Source organism: Bacteroidota bacterium, from assembly GCA_021300195.1.
Classification (GTDB): domain Bacteria; phylum Bacteroidota; class Bacteroidia; order J057; family JAJTIE01; genus JAJTIE01.
In genome coordinates this window covers 1-20,610 of record JAJTIE010000035.1, presented here as the reverse complement: position 1 = coordinate 20,610, position 20,610 = coordinate 1, and the positions used below count along the sequence as shown (strand labels likewise).

General features: G+C 57.1%; 17 protein-coding genes and 1 tRNA gene. 12 read left to right on the top strand and 6 right to left on the bottom strand.

The window, feature by feature from the left end:
- The first annotated feature begins 32 nt into the window (after nt 1–32).
- Both LW884_08525 and LW884_08520 read left to right on the top strand, forming a co-directional pair.
- Nucleotides 33–2,057, top strand: coding sequence for an OmpA family protein (locus tag LW884_08525; protein ID MCE3008372.1), 2,025 nt, complete (start codon nt 33–35; stop codon nt 2,055–2,057).
- 45 nt (nt 2,058–2,102) lie between these two features.
- Entirely contained in the window at nt 2,103–4,091 is a 1,989-nt protein-coding gene (locus tag LW884_08520; protein ID MCE3008371.1) for an OmpA family protein, read from the top strand.
- Here the strand turns inward: LW884_08520 and queG are convergent.
- The 3 genes from queG to LW884_08505 form a co-directional block, all read right to left on the bottom strand.
- The gene (gene queG / locus LW884_08515) at nt 4,075–5,013 is read right to left on the bottom strand and encodes a tRNA epoxyqueuosine(34) reductase QueG (protein MCE3008370.1); all 939 of its coding nucleotides are present in this window, start codon (nt 5,011–5,013) and stop codon (nt 4,075–4,077) included. The two genes, LW884_08520 and queG, sit on opposite strands and share 17 nt — an antisense overlap.
- Nucleotides 5,010–5,960: a hypothetical protein gene (locus tag LW884_08510; protein ID MCE3008369.1), complete on the bottom strand. Its 951-nt coding sequence runs from the start codon at nt 5,958–5,960 to the stop codon at nt 5,010–5,012. The genes queG and LW884_08510 overlap by 4 nt, the downstream gene beginning before the upstream one ends.
- Nucleotides 5,961–6,057: 97 nt before the next feature.
- Entirely contained in the window at nt 6,058–7,821 is a 1,764-nt protein-coding gene (locus LW884_08505) for a tetratricopeptide repeat protein (protein ID MCE3008368.1), read from the bottom strand.
- A gap of 141 nt (nt 7,822–7,962) precedes the next feature.
- Between LW884_08505 and LW884_08500 the strand changes: the two genes are divergently transcribed.
- From LW884_08500 to LW884_08480, 5 genes are all read left to right on the top strand, one after another.
- Entirely contained in the window at nt 7,963–8,184 is a 222-nt protein-coding gene (locus LW884_08500) for a fructose-6-phosphate aldolase (GenBank protein ID MCE3008367.1), read from the top strand.
- 19 nt (nt 8,185–8,203) lie between these two features.
- On the top strand, nt 8,204–8,956 hold the full coding sequence (locus LW884_08495; protein ID MCE3008366.1) for an ATP-binding cassette domain-containing protein: 753 nt from the start codon (nt 8,204–8,206) through the stop codon (nt 8,954–8,956).
- Between the two features lie 168 nt (nt 8,957–9,124).
- On the top strand, nt 9,125–9,811 hold the full coding sequence (locus tag LW884_08490) for a metal-dependent hydrolase (GenBank protein ID MCE3008365.1): 687 nt from the start codon (nt 9,125–9,127) through the stop codon (nt 9,809–9,811).
- A gap of 94 nt (nt 9,812–9,905) precedes the next feature.
- The gene (locus LW884_08485) at nt 9,906–11,102 is read left to right on the top strand and encodes a pyridoxal phosphate-dependent aminotransferase (protein ID MCE3008364.1); all 1,197 of its coding nucleotides are present in this window, start codon (nt 9,906–9,908) and stop codon (nt 11,100–11,102) included.
- Nucleotides 11,103–11,125: 23 nt separating this feature from the next.
- A complete protein-coding gene (locus tag LW884_08480) occupies nt 11,126–12,106 on the top strand; it encodes a PfkB family carbohydrate kinase (protein MCE3008363.1) in 981 nt (326 codons plus the stop codon).
- A 272-nt stretch (nt 12,107–12,378) separates the two neighbouring features.
- Here LW884_08480 and LW884_08475 read toward each other — a convergent pair.
- Both LW884_08475 and LW884_08470 read right to left on the bottom strand, forming a co-directional pair.
- A tRNA-Asn gene (locus tag LW884_08475) sits at nt 12,379–12,452 on the bottom strand.
- Nucleotides 12,453–12,554: 102 nt separating this feature from the next.
- Nucleotides 12,555–14,513 (bottom strand): hypothetical protein, encoded by a 1,959-nt coding sequence (locus tag LW884_08470; GenBank protein MCE3008362.1) that lies wholly within the window; start codon nt 14,511–14,513, stop codon nt 12,555–12,557.
- Nucleotides 14,514–14,750: 237 nt separating this feature from the next.
- On the opposite strand from LW884_08470, the gene LW884_08465 reads away from it, so the two are divergent.
- Complete coding sequence (locus tag LW884_08465; protein MCE3008361.1) at nt 14,751–15,251, top strand: histidine phosphatase family protein; 501 nt, start codon at nt 14,751–14,753, stop codon at nt 15,249–15,251.
- 5 nt (nt 15,252–15,256) lie between these two features.
- On the opposite strand, the gene LW884_08460 is transcribed toward LW884_08465, so the two are convergent.
- On the bottom strand, nt 15,257–15,610 hold the full coding sequence (locus LW884_08460; protein MCE3008360.1) for an NADH-quinone oxidoreductase subunit C: 354 nt from the start codon (nt 15,608–15,610) through the stop codon (nt 15,257–15,259).
- Between the two features lie 124 nt (nt 15,611–15,734).
- Between LW884_08460 and LW884_08455 the strand changes: the two genes are divergently transcribed.
- The 4 genes from LW884_08455 to LW884_08440 form a co-directional block, all read left to right on the top strand.
- Complete coding sequence (locus LW884_08455) at nt 15,735–16,565, top strand: aminotransferase class IV (GenBank protein MCE3008359.1); 831 nt, start codon at nt 15,735–15,737, stop codon at nt 16,563–16,565.
- 184 nt (nt 16,566–16,749) lie between these two features.
- Nucleotides 16,750–17,535: a mechanosensitive ion channel gene (locus tag LW884_08450; GenBank protein ID MCE3008358.1), complete on the top strand. Its 786-nt coding sequence runs from the start codon at nt 16,750–16,752 to the stop codon at nt 17,533–17,535.
- Nucleotides 17,536–17,635: 100 nt separating this feature from the next.
- Nucleotides 17,636–18,832 carry an acetyl-CoA C-acyltransferase gene (locus LW884_08445; GenBank protein ID MCE3008357.1) on the top strand — a complete coding sequence of 399 codons (1,197 nt, stop codon included), beginning with the start codon at nt 17,636–17,638 and terminating at the stop codon, nt 18,830–18,832.
- Between the two features lie 315 nt (nt 18,833–19,147).
- The coding region (locus tag LW884_08440; protein ID MCE3008356.1) for a hypothetical protein at nt 19,148–20,610 on the top strand (1,463 nt) is incomplete at its 3' end.

Below are 20,610 nucleotides of genomic sequence, written 5' to 3'. Positions count from 1 at the left end.
TTGTATCTTTCGTGTTCCTAAACTACTATGTCATGAAAATAAAGATGGGTTTCATCGGTCTTCCTACCACTGTTTTTGTCTTTCTGCTCCTGGCCCCTCCTGGCCTGGCAGTAGCACAGCCGATGGACCCGGCGCTGCTGAAAAAAATGGAGGCACAGGCCACCGTACACCGCCTGGCTGGCGAGTGGATACAGGCCGCCGAAACCTATCAGCAGCTACTGGGCTACGAGGCCAAAGAGCCGGAGATGCGCCTGTATCTGGCCCTTTCCTACTTCCACTCGGGCCTGAAGGACCTCGCCTATGAGCAGTATCAATACCTGCTGGCCCGGCCTTCCCTTACCGACCAGTTGTCTGCCGGCCAGATGCAAGAACTGTATGGCACCTATGCCCAGGTGCTACACCACCAGGAGCTGTATGCCCAGGCACAAGCCTACTACCAGCTGGTACTGGAGCGCCTGGCCCCCCGGAACCCAGACCGTGCCTACTACGAGCAGGCCCTGGCACGCTGCCAGCAGGCCCAGCTGCTAGCAGCCGCACCCCGCGCCGGTGTGCGCCTTACACATTTGCCTTCGGCCGTGAATACGCGCTACGATGAACTGGGCCCCCGCTGTAATCCCGAAGGTAACCTGCTGTATTTCACCAGCTATCGCGCCGATGCCACAGACCAGGATGCGGTACGCTCCGATTTCTTTTTTACCCGGATACAGGACGGCGAAATAACCGTACCCCGCACAGCAGTGGCCATGGATGCCAACGCCTTCAAGCGCACTGCCGACCAGCAGGCCATGCGCGGCACCGGCCTGTACTACTTCCCGGACCAGAAGCCAGCGCCCGGCACCCTCTACGTATCCACCGGGCCGGCCCGGCCCGTATATGCACGCACCCTGGCCCAGGAAGTAAGCATGCCCGTGAAGCTGCCTGCGCCCTTTGATGCAGGTGCAGGAGACCGAGATCCATTTATGGATGAAGAGGCGGGCCTCTTCTTCTTCGCCAGCAAGCGCAAGGGTGGCCTGGGCGGCTACGACATCTGGGTAAGCCAGCTGGGCGAGAAGGGTGTGTGGATGCGCCCGGTGCACACCGGCCCCGGCATCAATACTCCCTATGACGAGCGCAGCCCCTACTACCACGTTGCTACCCGCCGGCTCTACTTCTCCAGCCAGGGGCACGATGCCATGGGGGGCTATGATGTATTCCAGTCCGTACACCTGGATGATGACAGCTATAGCACCGCCAACAACCTGGGCTACCCCGTAAACAGCCCGGCGGACGACCTGGGCTATGCACCCTATGGAAAGGGAAATGCAGCCTACCTGGCCTCGGACCGGCGAGGATCAAACGGCGCACTGGATCTATACCAGGTGGTGCTGGAGGAGGCAGATCCGGCACCACTTGCCCAGGGCACGGCCACCAGAGCCACCTACACACCGCCTACAGATAGCCTGGTGCCAGGCCTGGACGAGGAAGAAGCGGCCCGTAAGCTGGCCCCAGGCACAGGGGAACCAGACGGTACCGCCCCCATGCCCCCTACAACTGGCCAGAAACCTGCGGACGAACCCGCTACGGCCCTGCGCACACCCGTAGCAGGGGGCACCCTGGAGCCTGCGCTGGCAGAGGAGGTACGCAAGGAGCTAAAAGCCTACCCTGCCTTTTTCGTGGAGCGTACGCTGGATAAGGCAAAGCAATATCCCGAGATTGCGCGCATCCAGCCCGGAGAAACCCTGATGCTGTGGGAGCTGGACTTCAAGCCCGGAACAGATGAGTTTGGCCCAAGTGCAACCAGTGACATGGACAAGCTCTTCTACATGATGATGGCAAACCCGAATATGCGGGTCAAGATTACTGCCCATACCGATAACCAGGGCGCCCCGGCCGCCCTGAGACGGCTGAGCGAACGGCGGGCCATGCGGGTGGTGCTCTATCTGGTGGTGAACAAGGGAATAGATGAAAGCCGATTCGAATACAAAGGAAAGGGCGGCACCGAGCCGCGGGCAGACAATAGCACAACCGAGGGCCGGGCACGTAATAATCGCGTAGAAGTGTTTGTCCTGTCCAAATAGGCAGATTTTTCAGACCACCCTTATTTGGTTTTACTCCCATTATTTATGGTCAGATCATACACCACCCTGGCTAACATGCAGCTAATAGTGCTCTTGCTGCTTGTGGGCATAGCTGGCTCGGGCATACACGCCCAGACGTTCGATAAAAAAGCAGAACGCCAACTGCTGAAACAGGCCGATGAACATCTGCTATTTCAAGAGTACGAACAGGCCCTGCCCTACCTGCAGCAGGCCAATGGCGTAAATGCCGATAATATGCATACATGTTACTGGCTAGGTGTGACACTGTTTGAGCAGGGCCGCCCCACAGATGCCCTGCCTTATTTTGAGCTAGTGGCCACGCGGGCATCCGGTTTCGACCCCGGACTAGACTACTACATGGCGCAGGCCCTGCACCAAAGCAGCCGCTTTGAAGATGCCAGCATTTTTTATCAGCGGGAGCTGGGCCGCTACAAAACTTCGGATGAAGCCTATACGCGGATCCGTAACCAGCTGCGCCAGTGCGAGCAAGGAGTAAAACTGATGAAGGATACGGTAGTGGTGGAGATACGCAACCTGGGGCCGAATATCAATACTCCGTACCCGGAGTTTGGCCCCGTCATCACTGCCGATGGTGCCCGCCTGCTGTTTACCTCGCGCCGCCCTGGCAACCTGGGCGGGCTTGCTTTTGACAATAAGCCCTACGAGGATATCTACTTCAGCGACCGGGATACTGCCACGGGCTGGATACCGGCCAGGCCGCTGGGTCCACCCATCAACACCGTGTATCACGATGCCACGGTAAGCCTGGCACCAGACGGGCAGACCGTGATGCTGTACCGGGACAGCAACAATGGAGGCCTGTACAGCGCCCGGCAGCAGGGGGCAGACTGGCAGCCGCCTGTTTCCATCTCCCGGCCTATCAACAGCAAGTATGGCGAGAGCTCTATGTGCCTGAGTGCAGACGGACGCTATGCTATTTTTGCGAGCAACCGCCCCGGGGGCCTTGGTGGGCGAGACCTGTACTGGAGCCAGCAGCGGCCCGACGGAAGCTGGACCGACCCGGTAAACCTGGGCCCGGCCGTGAACACGGTATTCAACGAAGACGGCCCCTTCTTGCACCCCAATGGCCGCAACCTGTACTTCAGCAGCGAAGGGCATAGCAGTATGGGCGGCTACGACGTGTTCAAGACTACCTGGCGGCCCGACCGGACCTTCTCGGCCCCAGAAAACCTGGGATTCCCCATCAATACGCCCGGAGACGACGTTTTCTTTGTGCTCGATGCCAGTGGCCGCCAAGCCTATATGAGCAGCGTGCGTCCGGGTGGCTACGGGCAGGACGACCTCTACCAGATTACCTGGCCAGCGCCAGCAGATACCCTACTGGCCAACCAGCGCCCAGAGGAGGATGCAGCCGTGCCAGAGTTTAACCTGACCCTGCTGAAGGGAACTGTGCGGGATGCTGAAACCCGGCAGCCCCTGGCTGCAACGCTGATGATTGTGGACAACACGGCGAATGACACCCTGAGCATCATCAACAGCAACGAGGAGACCGGAAAATACCTGATTACCCTGCCTGGGGGGCGAAACTATGGCATCAGTGCCGTAGCCGATGGCTACCTCTTCAGTTCCGAAAATTTCCCCGTAGCCCAAGCCTCGGGCTACCAGGAGGTGGTGCAGGACCTGTACCTGGAAAAAATCCGGTCGGGTAAGCGCATTGTGCTGAGGAATATTTTCTTCGAGGTCAATCAGGCCACCCTGACGCCTGAGTCGGTGGCCGAACTGGAGCGCCTGCTGCGCACCCTGGGTGAGAATGCCCGGCTACGCGTGCGCATTAACGGGCATACGGACGACCAAGGGCCAGAGGACTATAACCTGAAGCTGAGTGAGGAGCGGGCGAAAGCCGTGGTAGCCTGGCTGGTAGCGAATGGCGTGGCAACCGAGCGGCTGGCGTATAGGGGCTATGGCGAAGCACAGCCGGTGGCGGAGAACGACACGGAAGCGGGCCGCCAGCAGAACCGCCGTACAGAGTTTGAGGTTATATCGAACGACTAGCCTTTGCCAGCGCAATATTCTCCAGCAGTTTTTCTCGCCGTATGCGCGAGAGTGGGCTCGTGCGGGTGCGCTTTCGGTACTGGCTGCTACTCAGTGCCTGCCAGTCTTTTTCGGCATAGTGGGCTACCAGCTCGGTCAGCCTGAATGCAGGCTCGGTGTGGGGCTGGGCAAAGCGCGTCCAGGGGCACACCTCCTGGCAGATGTCGCAGCCGAACGCCCAACCCGACAGCATGCGATGAAACTCCACAGGTACCTGCGCCTTTAGCTCGATGGTGTGGTAGGAGATACACTTGCGGGCATCCATCTCGTAGGGGCTAAGGGCACCCGTGGGGCAGGCATCCAGGCAGCGGGTGCAGGTGCCACAGTGGTCGGCCTGGGGGGGGTGCTCGGCAGGCAGGGCCAGGTCTACCAGCAGCTCGCCCAGAAAATACCAGCTGCCGCCCTGTCGGGTAAGCAGCAGTGTGTTCTTGCCTATCCAGCCCAGCCCAGCCCGCTCAGCCCACCGTCGCTCCAGGATGGGGGCCGAGTCGGTACACACCCGTACCGATAGCGAGCGCCCCACCCAGTCCGATAGGTCTGCAGCCAGGGCATATAGCCGCTCCTTCAGCACCTGGTGGTAGTCTTGGCCGTACGCGTAGGCCGCTACCCGAAATCCATCGGCCTGCTCGGGCAGCTCAGGCGGGTAGTAGTTCTTCAGCACCGATACAACCGTTTGTGTGCCCGGGTGTAGTTTGCGCGGGTCTATCCGTAGGTCAAAGTGTTTGTCCAGGTAGTGCATCTCTCCCTGCCTGCCGGCTGCCAGCCAGCGTTCCAGGTAGCGTGCATCCTGGCTCAGCTCCGCCGCAGGGCTTACGCCCAGCGCATCAAAACCCAGGCGCAGCGCCTGCTGGCGCAGCTTACGTATCAAGCTTTCGCCCGTCATTCGGCTGGGTTTTGGGGTGGTTCTTCAGTTGCCTGCTGCTTTTTATTTTTGGGTTTTCGCGCTCCTGCTTCCACGTCCTTTTTCTCTTCCTCTTCCTCCTCATCGTCCACGCTGGGTAGTTCGGTTGGCTTTTCCTTCTTCACCTTCTGCTGGCGCAGCCCGCCGGTGGCGGTGCGCACGGTCTCCGTTCGGTTGCGTTTCTTATCCTCCAGTGCCATGTAGGGTAGGCCATAGGGGCAGCTCTCCAGGTTGTACAGCGGCGATTGGCTGTAGTAGAATTTGCTGCGGAAGAATGCTAGCAGCCGGTTCCGATCCTTGGCCTGTTTGAATGCCAGCATCATCGCCGCTCTTTGCTGTGCTTCCCAGCTGGGCCGGGCTTGGGCCGTAGAATCGGTATTTGTCTGGCCTTCCGGGGTTGCCTGCTTCTTCCCCCGTAGCCTGGATAGCAGCCTACAACCCGTCTTTTTGTTGGTTTGCGGTGGGGTTTGCGGTTTGCTACTCAGTTTGCTGCCTAGCCCCAGGGTGTCGATCATCCCCAATAAATACAGGCAGCGGCCACCAATGGAGTCTGGGTCGTAGTACATCTTCTTTTTATCCGAGTACACCACCAGGTAGGCTTTCAGTCCATGGTTCTCTATCGGGTGCTGCTCTACCAGAATGTTTGTGCTACGCACCACATACAGATAGTAGTCGGTAAAGCCATTTCTTACCCGGTATCCCTTTCTATTCATTACCCTCGGCTCTCGTATCAGGATTTTGTAGCCATTGGTGCTGCGGAGGTGAAAATTCAGCGAGTCGCTGGTCGTAATGTTTGGGTTTGTGGTGGTGAAGATGGGCTGACCATAGGCGCAGGCTATGCTCAGCAGGATTGCCGCCGGCACCCGCAGTATGCCCTGCACCCAGGCTCCTGGCAATCTATCGGGCTGTATGGGCCTACGGATATGCATCCTGCAATATACAAGCCGGGCGTGAGAGAAGTATTTAAAAACAAAACGGGGATGCACTGTGGCATCCCCGCTAAACCGTCTTGGTTGCGATACGTTTTTAGGACTGCGTGGTGGCACTCCGGAACTGCTCGTCGTCGAAGAATTTGCGGAACTCGAGGTCTTTGCGGGCTTTCTCACCCAGGCTGGGGTCGATCTGTACCGCACGCTTCAGGTTCAGGATCATCACATTCGTGTCGGCAGTGCGGGCACCCAGCAGGGCCAGTACGTAGTAGGCCTCAGCATCATTTTTGTCGCTGCGGATGGCTGCTTCCAGGCTGTTTCTGCTGCCTGCCAGGTCGTTCATCAGCAGCTTGGCCAGGCCGGCATTGTACTCGGCACAGGCCAGGTTTCCGGCGGTTACAAACTGCTCGGCTGCTTCGGGGTAGCGGGCCAGTTTGTGCAGGGCGTAGCCCAGGTTGAAGGCCAGTTCGGCTTGGCTACCGGCCTTTTTGCCTTCCTGTAGTACATACAGGGCCTTGCTATACTGCTTGTCTGCCAGGTAGGCAGCTCCCTGGTTGATCATTACAGCAGTGGCTTTGTTGTTCATTTTCAGGGCCGAGTTCAGGTAGGCCATACCCCGCTCGGTGTTGCCCGTTTTCAGCTCGTGCACACCCAGGTCGTTGTAGCCTCTCCAGTCTTCGTTATAGATCTCGATGAAGCCATCTTTCAGCGCCTTATGCTGGTCCGCAGCATCTGTCAGGCGGTTGATGGCATACAGCATCTCATCGGCAGTAAAGAAGGCTGCAGTGGCTTCCTTGTCTTTTCTGCCCGCCAGGAAGTCTTTCAGCATTTGATCGATTTGCGCATCGGTATGATTGCTGGTCTGGCCTTCCAGACGGATGGTAGCGCGGCGCAGGGGTGCCAGGATGTCTTCTACTTCATCGGCACCGCCCACCAGGGCCATCACACGGTTCTCTACAGTGGCGGGGTCTTGGCCGGAAGAGATGATGTCAATGATCTGGCGCTTCACATCTTCCGGGAAGCTCTTGCGGCTCAGGTTCGCCTTGAAGCCTTCCCAGTCCTCTGTGGTGGTGGCAACGGCGAAGAAGCTGCTATCCAGTTGAATGTTGTAGCCAGCTTTGTTTAGCTGGGCTGCCAGCCACTTCTTTACCTCCTTGCTACGGGCGATGGACAGAAACTCGTTGCGCCGGTAGGCACCCTCGGGAGAGGCAAAGCCGGAGATGGTTACTTTGCTGGCGGCATAGCGCTTGGAGAGGAAGTCTCCGATGGCCAGAATCTCAGCCTTCTCATACTCGGTGGGCTGGATGTCAAATACGTTCTGAGGGAACTGGAACTTTGCCTCCAGGGTAAGTGGCTTTTGTTTTTCGAAGTTGAAGGGGGCCATTACGTGCTTGGGCTCATCGCACAGCAGCAGGCTGGTGGTAATGCAGCAGGGGGCCAGGTCTATCGTGGGCAGTTCCACGTTCTTGCCCTTGCGGCTGTAGTTACCCATGGCCTGCAGCATACCGCCATTCATGCCAGGTTGGTAGGGCTTGCCGGCCGTTACGCTGGTGCTGGCACCCGCCTTCTTGATGTCCGGAAACTGGTCTGACGAGATGATTACCTGGCTAAATTGGTACTTGGTTCCATTGTTGTCAATGGCGAGTTTACCGTCATACACGCCGCCTTTTTTGAAGCCGGACTTGGGTGGGATGGATGCGCGAACGGTGAAGTTTACCGAGTCTGCATGCACCTCCAGCGGGTTGGGTTTCACGTTCACTTGTGCACCTTTGAAGGACGTGCACTGCCACATAAAAGCACCCGTCAGCACAGCTAGTGCAGGTATGTGCAGCGTTTTTAGGTTGTGTGTACCGATTTTCATGGTTTTAATTGGAATATCCAGAAATAGACGATTTTGGGCAAATTTAGAAAGTATTTAGTAACAGCAAGCCATCTGTTCCGTTAATTTGTGCCTTACACGGATGAATGGAATAATAGACAGATAACGAGTGTTTTATGCCCGATGAAAAAAATCTACTACGTCCTGAAAGTGCAGGGTAAGGCCAAAATCCCGGACTATATCCAGGTGAGAGATGCCGATTTTACCCTGATCGGCTATTTCCGCCCCAATCGTTCGCAGAGGACATCCAGAGCCAATGCGGATCCCCAGCAGGATGTTTTTCACAAGATTGAAGAAATGGCTGAGACACTGCCCTTTGGCAAGATTACAAAAATAGAATTCTAGCACACTCCACAGCCCTATCATGAGCATCTCCTCTACCGATCCGAGCACGAATGCCCCTATGCCACAGGGTACTACCCCTGCTGCTACTTCAGACCAGGATGCCATTATCCGGTTTACCGAAGTATCTGCCGCCTACGACCAGCGGCAGGTGCTGTCGGGGGTAAACTTTGAGCTAAAAAAGGGCGAATTTGTCTACCTGATTGGCCGCACGGGCTCGGGCAAGAGCAGCCTGCTCAGGCTGATCTATGCCGATATGCTGCCTACCGCAGGTACCGTAGAGGTGGCAGGCATGGTTTCCAATAAACTGCGAAGCAAGGATATACCCTTGTTGCGCCGCAAGTTAGGCATTGTGTTTCAGGACTTCCAGCTGCTGCCAGACCGGAGTGTGTCAGACAACATAGAGTTTGCCATGCGGGCCACCGGTTGGCGAGATAGCTCGCTCATCCGCAATCGTATACACGATGTACTCATGCTCGTGGGCCTGAGTGCCAAAATGAAGCACATGCCCCACCAGCTGAGTGGCGGCGAGCAGCAGCGCGTGGTGCTAGCCCGCGCCCTGGTGAACGACCCCCTGCTGCTTATTGCCGACGAGCCTACCGGAAACCTGGACCCCGAGGTAACCGCCCACATCATGCAGATCCTGAAAAAGATCAACACAATGGGCACTGCCATCCTGATGGCTACCCACGAGCATGGCCTGATCCGAGAATATCCCGCCCGTGTGCTGGCCTGTGTAGACGGGCAGGTAGTAGAGAAGGTTTCGGTAGAGTGAGGTAACCAGCTTGGGCCACCCGGGGGGCTATAGCTGTTGCCTGCCTATTTCTTACCCACGGCGTCTGCGTACGCCCAGTTAAATGCTCGAAAAGGACAATGGCTGCTTCCATCCCCTTGTTTGCTAGCTCGGGTGCCTGTATCTTGCCAGTGCAACACGCCCCATGCTATGAGGATAACGTACTATGGCCATTCCTGTTTTGGGATAGAAACCCAAGGGACACATTTGCTGTTCGACCCCTTCATTACCCACAATGCGCTGGCAAAAGGGAAAGCGGATGCGGGCACGGTGCCTGCCGATTATATTCTGATCAGCCACGCGCACGAAGACCATGTGGCAGACCTGCTCCCTATCGCCCAGCGTACAGGTGCCACCGTAGTGTGTGCCTACGAGGTGCACAGCTGGTGCCAGCATAAAGGGATTGCCGCTACGCACCCGATGAATACGGGCGGTGCATGGCAGTTCCCCTTCGGCACCGTGCGCTGTGTGGAGGCGGTACATAGCAGTACTTTTGCCGATGGCACACCCGGGGGAAACCCCATGGGCTATGTGCTGGAGCTGGCCGAGGGAAAGAACCTGTACTTTGCGGGCGATACAGCCCTGAGCCAGAACATGCAGCTGATCCCCCGCCGTACCCGGCTGGATATGGCCCTGCTACCCATAGGGGGCAACTTTACCATGGATGCTGTGGATGCCCTCCAGGCAGCCGAATTTATCCAGTGCCAGGACATCATCGGCATGCACTACGATACCTTTGGCTACATCAAAATAGATCATGCCGCAGCAAAAGAAACCTTTGCTGCCAAAAACAAGAACCTTACCCTGATGGAGATAGGCCAGCAACTGGAGAGATAACCGGGGGCTTTGCCTTGCCTGCCGGGCAGTAGAAACTACGCAGGGTAGATAGCATAAAGTATACAGAGAAAACGGTTAGATGATGGAGAAAACAATGGTACGCGGGAACGCAAAACTGGCCGCCGTGAGCGAGAGTGCCACCCTGGCCATGGCTGCCAAGGCCCGCCAGCTGAAAGAGCAGGGGGTGGATGTGGTGAGCCTTACCCTGGGTGAGCCGGACTTCAACACCCCCGAGCACATAAAGGAAGCGGCCATACAGGCCGTGCGAGACAACTATAGCCACTACCCCCCGCTGAATGGATATCCGGAGGTGCGGGCGGGTGTAGCCCAGTATTTTCAGCAGCAGCATGGCCTGCCCTATCAGGCTGGCCAGGTGATAATAAGCAACGGGGCCAAGCAGTGCCTGTACCACGCCTTCACTGCCCTGCTAAATCCTGGAGATGAGGTTATTATCCCCGCTCCCTATTGGGTAAGCTACCGGCCTATGGCCGAAATGGCTGAGGCCGTGCCGGTTTTTATCCAGGCTGGCACCGAGCAGCAGTACAAGATAACGCCCCAGCAGCTAGAGGCAGCCATTACCCCCCGTACCCGCCTCTTTCTGTTCAACAGCCCTAGCAATCCCAGCGGTATGGTATACACGGAGGCTGAAACCCGTGCATTGGCCGAGGTACTGCTCCGGCATCCGCAGGTGTGTATTATCAGCGACGAGATCTATTCGCTTATTTCCTACGGAAAAACACCCTTTAGCATAGCCCGGGTAGAGGGCCTGTTTGATCGCACCTGCACCATAAATGGGGTGAGCAAAGCCTTTGCCATGACGGGCTATCGCGTTGGTTTCCTGGCCGGGCCCGACTGGATGATCCAGGCAATGAGCAAGCTACAGGGCCAGATAACCAGCGCCGTGAGCGGCGTGGCCCAGATGGCAGCATTGGCTGCGGTTACCCAGCCACTGGACGAAACCTACCGTATGCGCGATGCCTACCGCCAGCGGCGAGACCATGGCCTGCAACTGCTGGCCCAGATCCCAGAGCTGATTGTGCCTGTACCAGAGGGGGCCTTTTACTTCTACATGGATGTATCTGCCTTCCTGCACAAGAAAACCCCCGGTGGCCAGCACATCGGCGACACGGATCAGCTCGCCCTGTACCTGCTGAATGATGGCCGGGTGGGCTGCGTGAGTGGCATTGATTTTGGTACCGATCGCCATATCCGCCTAAGCTATGCCACCGATCTGGCTACCATCGAGGAGGGCATAGCCCGCATCCGGCGGGCCCTGTATGCACTGAGCTAAGTACACAACCCACACAACCTATCGTGCAGTTTTTTGACGATATACGGGCAAAGCGCATCCTGGTGCTGGGAGACCTGATGCTGGATAAATACCTGTGGGGTAGGGTAGAGCGCATTTCGCCCGAGGCCCCAGTGCCTGTGGTGGACGTGCAGAAGGAAGAGTACCGCCTGGGTGGTGCGGCCAATGTGGCCTATAATCTGCTAAGCCTGGGTGCGGACCCCATCCTGTGTGGCATTATTGGCACCGAGCCGGTAGAGCGCAGTCAGTTCTTGGAACTGATGAATACCTATGGCCTGCAGACAGGGGGGCTACTATCCCTGCCCCACCGCCCCACCACCAGCAAAACCCGCGTGCTGGGCGATAACCAGCAGATGCTGCGCGTAGACCGTGAGAACAAGCAGCCACTGACTGCCGAGGAGGAGGCGCAGATGCGCGGGCTGCTGGACAGCCAGATGGCGCTACTCCCCGCAGCCATTATTCTGGAAGACTACAATAAGGGCCTGCTTACGCCAGGGCTTATCCGGCATGTGGTGCAGCAGGCTGTGCTACACGATATACCGGTGCTGGTAGACCCCAAGTACACCAATTTTCTGGCCTATGGGGGCAGCACCATCTTCAAGCCCAACCTGAAGGAGCTGAATGAGGCCCTGGCCCTTACGCTTTCGCGCGAGGATATTCCCGCCATCGTATCGGCCTGCGCCCTGCTACAGCAGCGCATGCCGCACCGTTACACCTTTGTTACCCTGAGTGAGCAGGGGGTGCTATTGGTAGACGCTGCCGGGCATCATGTGCATTTCCCTGCCCATGTGCGCAAAATACGCGACGTGAGTGGTGCTGGCGATACCGTCATTTCCGTAATGGCAGCAGCCCTAGCCGCCGGGTTGCCAGCAGAGCAGGCTGCCGCACTGGCAAACCTGGCTGGTGGCCTGGTGTGCGAGATCCCCGGTGTAGCGCCTATCGACCCACTGCGTTTGCGCCAGGAAGCCCAGGCTATCCTGGCCTAGTTTCGCACCGGGCTGATGCCGGTAGCGATCGGGGGGGGGCGGCGGCTGGCTTCTTTTGCCCATTCAATCTAGCCGTGCTTACTCGGCTGTACCGCCGGCTCTGCCCATGTAGCCCCTTGCCCGGACAGGCAGCACTACGGATCTGTGTGAAAGCACTTCCCCGGTTGGTCGGTTTGGCCAACCGGGATCTTTTCTCCCCCCCCCCAAGTCTTCCCCCAAGCAAAAAGCCCGGATGACCGGGCTTTGAACGTTGCTTTTTCTACTGAATGGGGCTCCCCCACCTGGGCTCGAACCAGGGACCTAATGATTAACAGTCATTCGCTCTAACCAACTGAGCTATGGGGGAAAAGAGAGTGCAATTATAGTGGTTGGAGCCCACATGCACAAGAAAAAATCAAAAAAAATGCCCGGCAAGTGCCGGGCATTTCAGTTAGGTAAGTGGGTGACACTAGTTCATAAACCGCTTGAATGCGGGGTTGGCACGTAGCGTTTTGAACGCATCGTTGTTACGTGCCAGCTTCTTCATTTCCGGGTTTGCTTCCACGGCATGGTTCAGGTGGGTGATCGACTTATCTGTGTGCCCTTTCCATGCATATACAATCGCCAGGTTGAAGTGTGCTTCGGCCAGGTTTGCATCCTTTGCCAGGGCGGCTGTGAAGTCGGCCTCAGCCTCGGTTACACGGCTCGCCTTCAGGCGGGCCACGCCACGGTTATTCATCAGTGCTGCGCTATTGTTGCCCAGCTTCTCATACTCGGCCAGTGCACCGCTCAGATACCCCACTTTGTCCATCATTACGGCCCGGTTCAGGGTCAGGGCTGCATTGTCCGGATATTTGGCAATGTAGGTGGTGTAGTCATTCAGCAGGCGCATGCGCTCGCTTACGGTGTAGATGTCCGCATACTTGGTTTTGTAGCTCAGGGCTGCCAGTGCATAGTTGCTGTTGTCCCGGTTCAGGTTCATAGCACTTTCTATGTCGTTAATGGCACTCTTCACATTGGTTAGTGCAAAGTGGTAGGTGCTACGCATGGCAAACAGGTTGGCCGTACGGTTGTTGTTTACATCTATCAGGGTGTTCAGTACGCCCAGGCCCTTGTTCGCATCTACATTACGTTTGTACTCAGTGATTACGAACTCCTGGCGGGCTACATCGAACAGCGCGGGGCTGATAACCGGTATCTGGCTGGGATAGTACTCTACGAACATACGGTCCTTCACGTACTCAAACTGGAAGGTTACAAAGGTGTGGCGGCAGTACTCCAGCACATCCGTTACCAGCTTGGACTTGCTGGGGCGCACCTCCAGCAGTTTTTCGTCGCGCAGGATTCTTTCCTTCTCATCCATGCCTTCGGGTCCGTTGGCAATTGCGAGCAGGCGGCTACGTACGGCGGGCTCAAAGTTCACGGTTTTTACCAGTTGCTCAAAGCGGTTCCAGTCCTCGCCTTTTCCTGCATAGGTCAGTTTTAGCTCATTTAGGCGCCCAGCGCGCTCATAGTGGCGTACCAGATCGTTGTACACGGCCTCAGCGCGTGCGTTGCTCAGGCCTTGGTTCAGCTCTACGGTACCACCCTGAGAGCAGTATCCGTCTATGTTAATTGCCTTCAGTTTGAAGCCCATGTCTTCATACTTGGCAGCATAGTTGATGATGGCGTTGTTCAGGCTGTCTTTTTTGAAGACGGTAGAGCTCATGGGGAAAATGAGATCCAGCGTGCCGGTGAAGCCCTGGTAGCGGTACTGTTCGTTCCGGATGTTCAGGTTCGGTACATCTACCACACTCTGCGTGTTGGCACCCACCCATGGGCGGTCTGTGCAGCATCCGGGGTCTATTGGGCCAAGGGGCATCTCTACCGAGTTGCAGTATACCTTCTTGATGGCGCCTTTCTTGTTCAGTTTTACTACTGAGAAGCTGAGGCTCAGCTGCTTGCCATCTATTTTGCCATTGGTTTCCACCTTGTACACAAAGAAGGGCTCTTTGTTGGCATCATAGTAAGCACGATCGATGGTAAGGGTACCCAGTGTGCCTTCCGGGCTACTCTCTATGGCACTCAGGTGTTCCTGTGCCTTGTAGTTCACCTTTACCAGTATGGCCACGCGCTTGTGCAGGTATTTCTCGTACTGCAGGTCATTCACAAGGCGGAAGTACAGGGTGTTTCCCACCTGCTCAAACTGGCCAGGCTCCAGAAACATGGTGTTGTAGCTGCTGTTATCATACTCGGCCACACGAAGCACCGATGCTCCCGCGTTAGCATCAATAATGGCCGTTACCTCGGCGGTGAACTGATCGCAGGTGTTGGTTACCTTACGACCCTCATAGTTGGTTTTGTTAATCACCCCTTCGGGCGTACAGGCAGTTACGGCCAGCAGGGCCATGAGTGCCGCCGTAGCAAGCTTAGATAGGCGTAAAAGCATGATAGAGAATTTAGGATAATATGAAGTGTGCTTTATGTAAGGCAGTATTGCCTCCAGTGCCCAAAATTAGAGATATATGCCTATTGCGCAACACGGATAGTGGATATTTTTTGTGTAGCATTTTCATGTTTGGCGCGCACACTATCTCTTATCCAATACTAGCATCACCTAGGCTATATATGCTGGTGAGCTGTTTGGGTATGTCTGTTTTTTCGATATCTTCGGCCATATTTTTGTATGAAAACGCTTTACATCATCCGCCATGCCAAGTCAGACTGGGACCAGGGTTTGGCGGATTTTGAGCGCCCGCTCAATGCACGCGGCCTCCGAAATGCCCCCTTCATGGGTAAGCTGTTGCGGGATCGCGGGGTGAAGTTTGACCTGGTAATAAGTAGCCCGGCACGACGAGCCCTGCACACAGCGCGGTTCATCTGTTCCGAACTGGGCTATCCGCTGGATGCTATCTGGCAAGAGGCTGCGATCTACGAAGCCACCACCGGTGTGCTCCAGCAGTTGGTACTGGGCCTGCCGGCACAGCACGATACGATCGCCTTGTTTGGGCACAACCCGGGCCTAACCCGCCTGGCCAACCTGCTGGCGGGCACGCTACAGCTGGATAACCTGCCTACCTGTGGCATGGTGGTACTACAGTTTGATGTGGCGGACTGGCAGTATGCAGAGACTGGCACGGGCCGGGTACTGCTGGTAGACTATCCGCGCAAGCATGCCGCCGAGTAGGCCCGCTAATAGGCAACGTCTATATCATGATAGCTGTCGGCCTCCTGGTAGTCTTTTCGCATGGGGTGCCCCGCCCAGTCTTCGGGCAGCAAGATCCGGCGCAGGTCGGGGTGATTGGCAAACGTAATGCCGAATAGGTCATACGTTTCGCGCTCGTGCCAGTTGGCCGCTGCATAAATGTCCGAAATGCTGTCCACCACCGGATTATCCCTTGCCAGGGCCACCTTCAGCACAAGCGAATACCCATACGGGATGGAGTAGAGATGATAGACCACCCATAGCTGCTCACCGTCATCCACCCCGCACAGGCTGGCAAGAAAGTCCAGGTAAAAATCTGGATCATTTCTAAGAAATGACATGAGTTTATGTATCTCATGATCAGATACTTCTATCCATGGCTGTAGCCCTTCTGCCTGCACAGTACGGACGGCAGACGGCAGCACGACCCGGATTTTTTCCGTTATTTCCGATAAACTTAACGACATGCACGAAATTACAGTTTATCAGGATCAGATATACACCCAAGACGCAGAGGCACCGATGAGCTGGCAGCGTGCGGCAGCCTTTGGGGATGGGTTGTTTGAGACCATGATGTGGCGAAAGGGCGTGCTGCAGTTTTGGCCTCGCCATTGCCAGCGCATAGCGCGCGGGCTGGGGCTGCTGAACATAGAGCCCGACGTGCATGCCTGGGAGGCTGCCCTGCTAAAGGTGCAGCCCTACATGCCCCCCACTGCCCGCATTCGCCTGTCGGTGTGGCGCCGGGGCAATGGCACGTATGGCTCGCAGGAGCGTGGCTCCGACTTTCTGATCCAGGTAGTGCCCCTGCAGCGCGATGGCTACTGCCAGCACGAGGCAATGAAGCTGACTGTGGCCACCACACCCGTGCCCAACCATGCACTGGCAGCCTACAAAACCCTGAGTGCCATCAGCTACGTGCTGGCCAGCAATGAGGCTACCCGGAACAAAGCCCACCAGGCTGTGATGCTGGACGCACGCGGCTGGATAGCCGAGACCAATGTGGCCAACCTGTATGCCCTGAAGGGAGAAACCCTATATACCCCCAGGGGGGGGGTAGCGGGCATCCAGCAGTCGGTGCTCACGGAGAACCCGCTACCCGGCTGGCAGGTGCAGCAGGCAGATATTTCGCCAAGCGAGCTGTTCAAGTACGATGCCGTTTGGGTATCGAACAGTGTGATGGGCCTTGGCGAGGCCATCAGCCTGGATCAAAGAAAGCTGCACAGAAACGCCCCAAACCTTGTGCACTGGTGCCGGCACCTGCTGGCGTTGTGCGAACTGGAGGCTACCTTTGTATAGGCATACAAGCGTCCACCCAGTACGATGCTGATCGGCTGTACGTAGAGGTGGGGAGGTGGTATACCCGGAGCTAAAAGGCACGGTTCGTACCGGTGATATGCGGTGGCATTTGCTACCTTTGCTGGCCCCAAAAAACCCGATTTTTTGATTCTCTCTCAATCCCGTATACTCTAATAGCACGAAGATGGAAAAAGACCTGAACTACTACCTGAACCATGCCCTGGATGTAGCCATCCAAGAGGGACCCCGCATTCTATTTGCACTGTTGCTCCTGATAGTGGGCCTGAAGGTGATACGTGTACTTTCTCGACGGCTGGTAGGTGTAATGGGCAAGAACAGCCTGGACGAAAATGTCCGCCCCTTCTTGCGCAATGTCTTCTCCTGGCTGCTTAAGCTCGTGTTGATTATATCTGTGGCGGGCATGCTGGGGATCAATACCTCTTCCTTCCTGGCCGTGCTGGGTACCGTAGGCTTAGCCATCGGCTTGGCCGTTAAGGATAGCCTGGCCAACGTAGCCGGGGGGGTAATGCTACTCACCCTGAAGCCCTTCCAAAAGAATGATACCGTGGAGATACAAGGCAAGGTGGGCAAGGTACAAGAGATTCGTATGCTCCACACCCTGCTGCTTACTGTTGACAATAAGGCCATCATCATCCCCAATGGTGGCATTGTAAACAGTGCCATCATCAACTATACCCAAGAAAAAATGCGCAGGGTAGACATCTCGCTGCGCATTTCCTACCAGTCTGATCTTAAACTGGCAAAGGAGATAGCATCGGAAAGGATCCAGTGCCATCCGCTGGTTTTGCAAGACCCTGCATCGTTTGTGGGTGTGTCGGCCCTAGGTGCCAACTCAATAGAGTTGACCCTGCGCGCCTGGGCCAAAACAGAAGACCATGGAGCCGTTTTCCACGAATTGATAGAGAGCATTAAGGTAGCCTACGACGAGCGGAGTATAGAGATTGTTTAGCCCTCACAGATACTCACAGATAGAGGTGCCGAGTAATGGGTCTATACAGCACCACCCTTAGGCAGCGGCACGGCCCCTTGCTTTTCCCTATCTTGCAGCCATGAAGGAAGCCTACATTGTGGATGCCCTGCGCACCCCCATTGGCGCTTATGGGGGTAGCCTCAGCAGCGTACGCCCAGACGACCTGCTGGCCCATGTGCTGCGGAACATCCTGAAGCGGAACCCCGGCCTGCCACCCGATGCCATAGAGGAGGTGATAGCTGGTGCGGCAAACCAGAGCGGAGAAGATAACCGAGACGTGGCCCGCATGAGCCTGCTGCTGGCAGGCTACCCCCTTAGCGTAGGGGGTGTAACGGTTAACCGGCTGTGTGCCAGCGGCCTGCAGGCCTGCATAGATGCCACCCGCGCCATACGGGCAGGAGACGGCCAGGCCTATGTGGCAGGCGGGGTGGAGAGCATGAGCCGCGCCCCCTTTGTACTGGCCAAGGCCACCACGGCTTTTGGCCGGAACGCCGAGCTGTACGACACCACCATTGGCTGGCGCTTTACCAACCCCGCACTCAGCGCCCTGCACCATCCGTACAGCATGGGCGAAACTGCCGAAAATGTGGCCGAGCAATACAAACTATCTCGCGAGGCACAAGACCGCTTTGCCCTGGCTAGCCAGCAGAAGTATCAGGCAGCGCACGAGGCAGGCCTGTTCAAGGAGGAACTGCTACCCGTGCCCGTACCCCAGCGAAAGGGAGACCCCCTGATAGTGGGCCAGGATGAGCACCCCCGAGAGACCAGCCTGGCGCAGCTGGCCAAGCTAAAGCCCGCTTTTCGCGAAGGCGGTACCGTGACGGCAGGAAACAGCTCGGGCATAAATGATGGTGCCGCCGCCCTGCTGCTGGTAAGCGAACAAACCCTGAAGGACTATGGACTGACCCCCATGGCTCGCGTAGTAAGCACGGCCTCCGCCGGGGTAGACCCAGCCATTATGGGCATAGGCCCCGTGCCTGCTACCCACAAGGCACTGAAGCGTGCGGGCCTGAAGCTAAAGGACATTGGCCTGGTAGAGCTGAATGAAGCCTTTGCGGCACAGAGCCTGGCCGTGCTGCAAGACCTGAACCTGGATCCTGCCATTGTGAATGTGAACGGCGGTGCCATAGCCCTGGGCCACCCCCTGGGCTGTAGTGGCGCACGCATCCTGACCACCCTGCTGTACGAAATGCGCCGACGCCAAACCCGATACGGCCTGGCCACCCTCTGTGTGGGCGTAGGCCAGGGTGCCACCCTCATTGTGGAACGGGTGTAAATTTTGTTATTTTTCCCGTTTCGTTTGAAACAAAATGCCCGTACTTACAGTTGGGTAGTTGTAGCATTGGAAACAATGTGAGTGTAGAGTAGTTAGTAGTCAGAGTAGGAGAGCCTTCGCGAAAGCGAAGGCCTTTTTTTGTGCCGATACGCTTGTTTGTGCGACTGCCATGTGCAGCAGAACACCTCCGCAGGCTTATGGATACCGTCATGCCGTATCTAGCGTAGATGAATTTACAATGAATCTGGGCACGTTGGTTGAATCTGCCGTCCGGTTCTTTTATTTTTGGTAGAGATGTACTGATTATATCCCCCTATGCAGACTACGCCACACAGCCCCCGCCCCTTCTTGCTGCTTGTCTTGCTGCTGCTAAATAGCGTGCTGGGCACCGCCCATGCCCAGCCCATCATCGAGTGGGACAAGACACTGGGGGGAAGCAGTTGGGATGAGCTCAACACCCTCCAGCAGACCAGCGACGGAGGCTATATCTTGGGCGGAATCTCTGAGTCCGATTCGGGCTTCGAGAAGAGCCAGAACAGCCGGGGCGGATCGGACTATTGGGTAGTAAAGCTGGATGCAAGCGGAAATAAACAATGGGACAAAACCTTGGGCGGAGGTCTCGATGATAACCTCTGGTCTCTTCAGCAGACCGCCGACGGCGGCTACATACTGGGCGGTCGGTCTTCGTCCGGTGTTGGAGCTGAGAAGAGCGAAGATAACAGAGGTTCATTGGACTACTGGGTGGTAAAACTGGACGCAACCGGGAACAAAAAATGGGACAAAACACTGGGTGGAGATGGATGGGATGACCTCTGGTCTCTTCAGCAGACCGATGATGGTGGATACATTCTGGGTGGCTGGTCGTTTTCTGATGCCAGTGACGAAAAGAGCGAGAACAGCCGGGGCAAAGCCGACTGCTGGGTGGTGAAACTAGGAGATCTAAGGCCCAATCTTGGCCCCGACCGCCCCTGGTGCCGCTGGACTAACCAGGATGCTACCCTCCCAACCTACCCTCCTACTGCCAATAACCCTGTGCTGACCGGGCCCGCAGGTACAGGCCTCAGCTACCGCTGGTGGCGAAACAGCATGCTGCTGAATGGTGAAACTGGCCGTACACTCGGCATCAGTCAATCCGGCGAATATGTACTGGAAGTCATCTCAGCCGGTAGCGCCGCTCGCGACACCGTTGTCCTTACCCGCTACGACGAGGTGCAGCCCTTTAGCCTCATCAGCCAGCAGGAGCCCCGCCTCTGCCCCGGCGAGACCCAAACCTGGGTAGGCCCCAGCGGCGACTTTGCCTACACCTGGGAGTGGGCCCGAAACCCCGAATTTAGCCAGGTGATCGCCACCACCCGGCAGATTGCCCTCACCCAACCCGGCACCTACCGCCTGACGGCCATCGACAGCTGCGGCAACTATTACCGCGACTCAGTTGTCATCACCCGGCAGGCAGACCCCACCACCCTGAGCTTAACCCTGCCGCCCCTGTACGACCGCTGCATCCAGCAGGGCCGCCCCCTGCAGCTGCCCGCCGACCTCGGCCTTAGCTATCGCTGGACGGACGAAGACGGCAGCCTGCTGAGCGAGGAACCCGCCTACCTGCCCCCGAGCGGCCAGGGCGGCACCCTCACCCTCCAGATAAGCGACCGATGCGGGCGCAGCGCCACCGCCCAGGTAGAAGTCATCGACCCCCAGGCCTCGGCCGTACACCGCTGGGGCACCGCCTTCAGCCCCAATGCCGACGGCCTGCACGACACCTACCCGCCCGCCAGCTACCT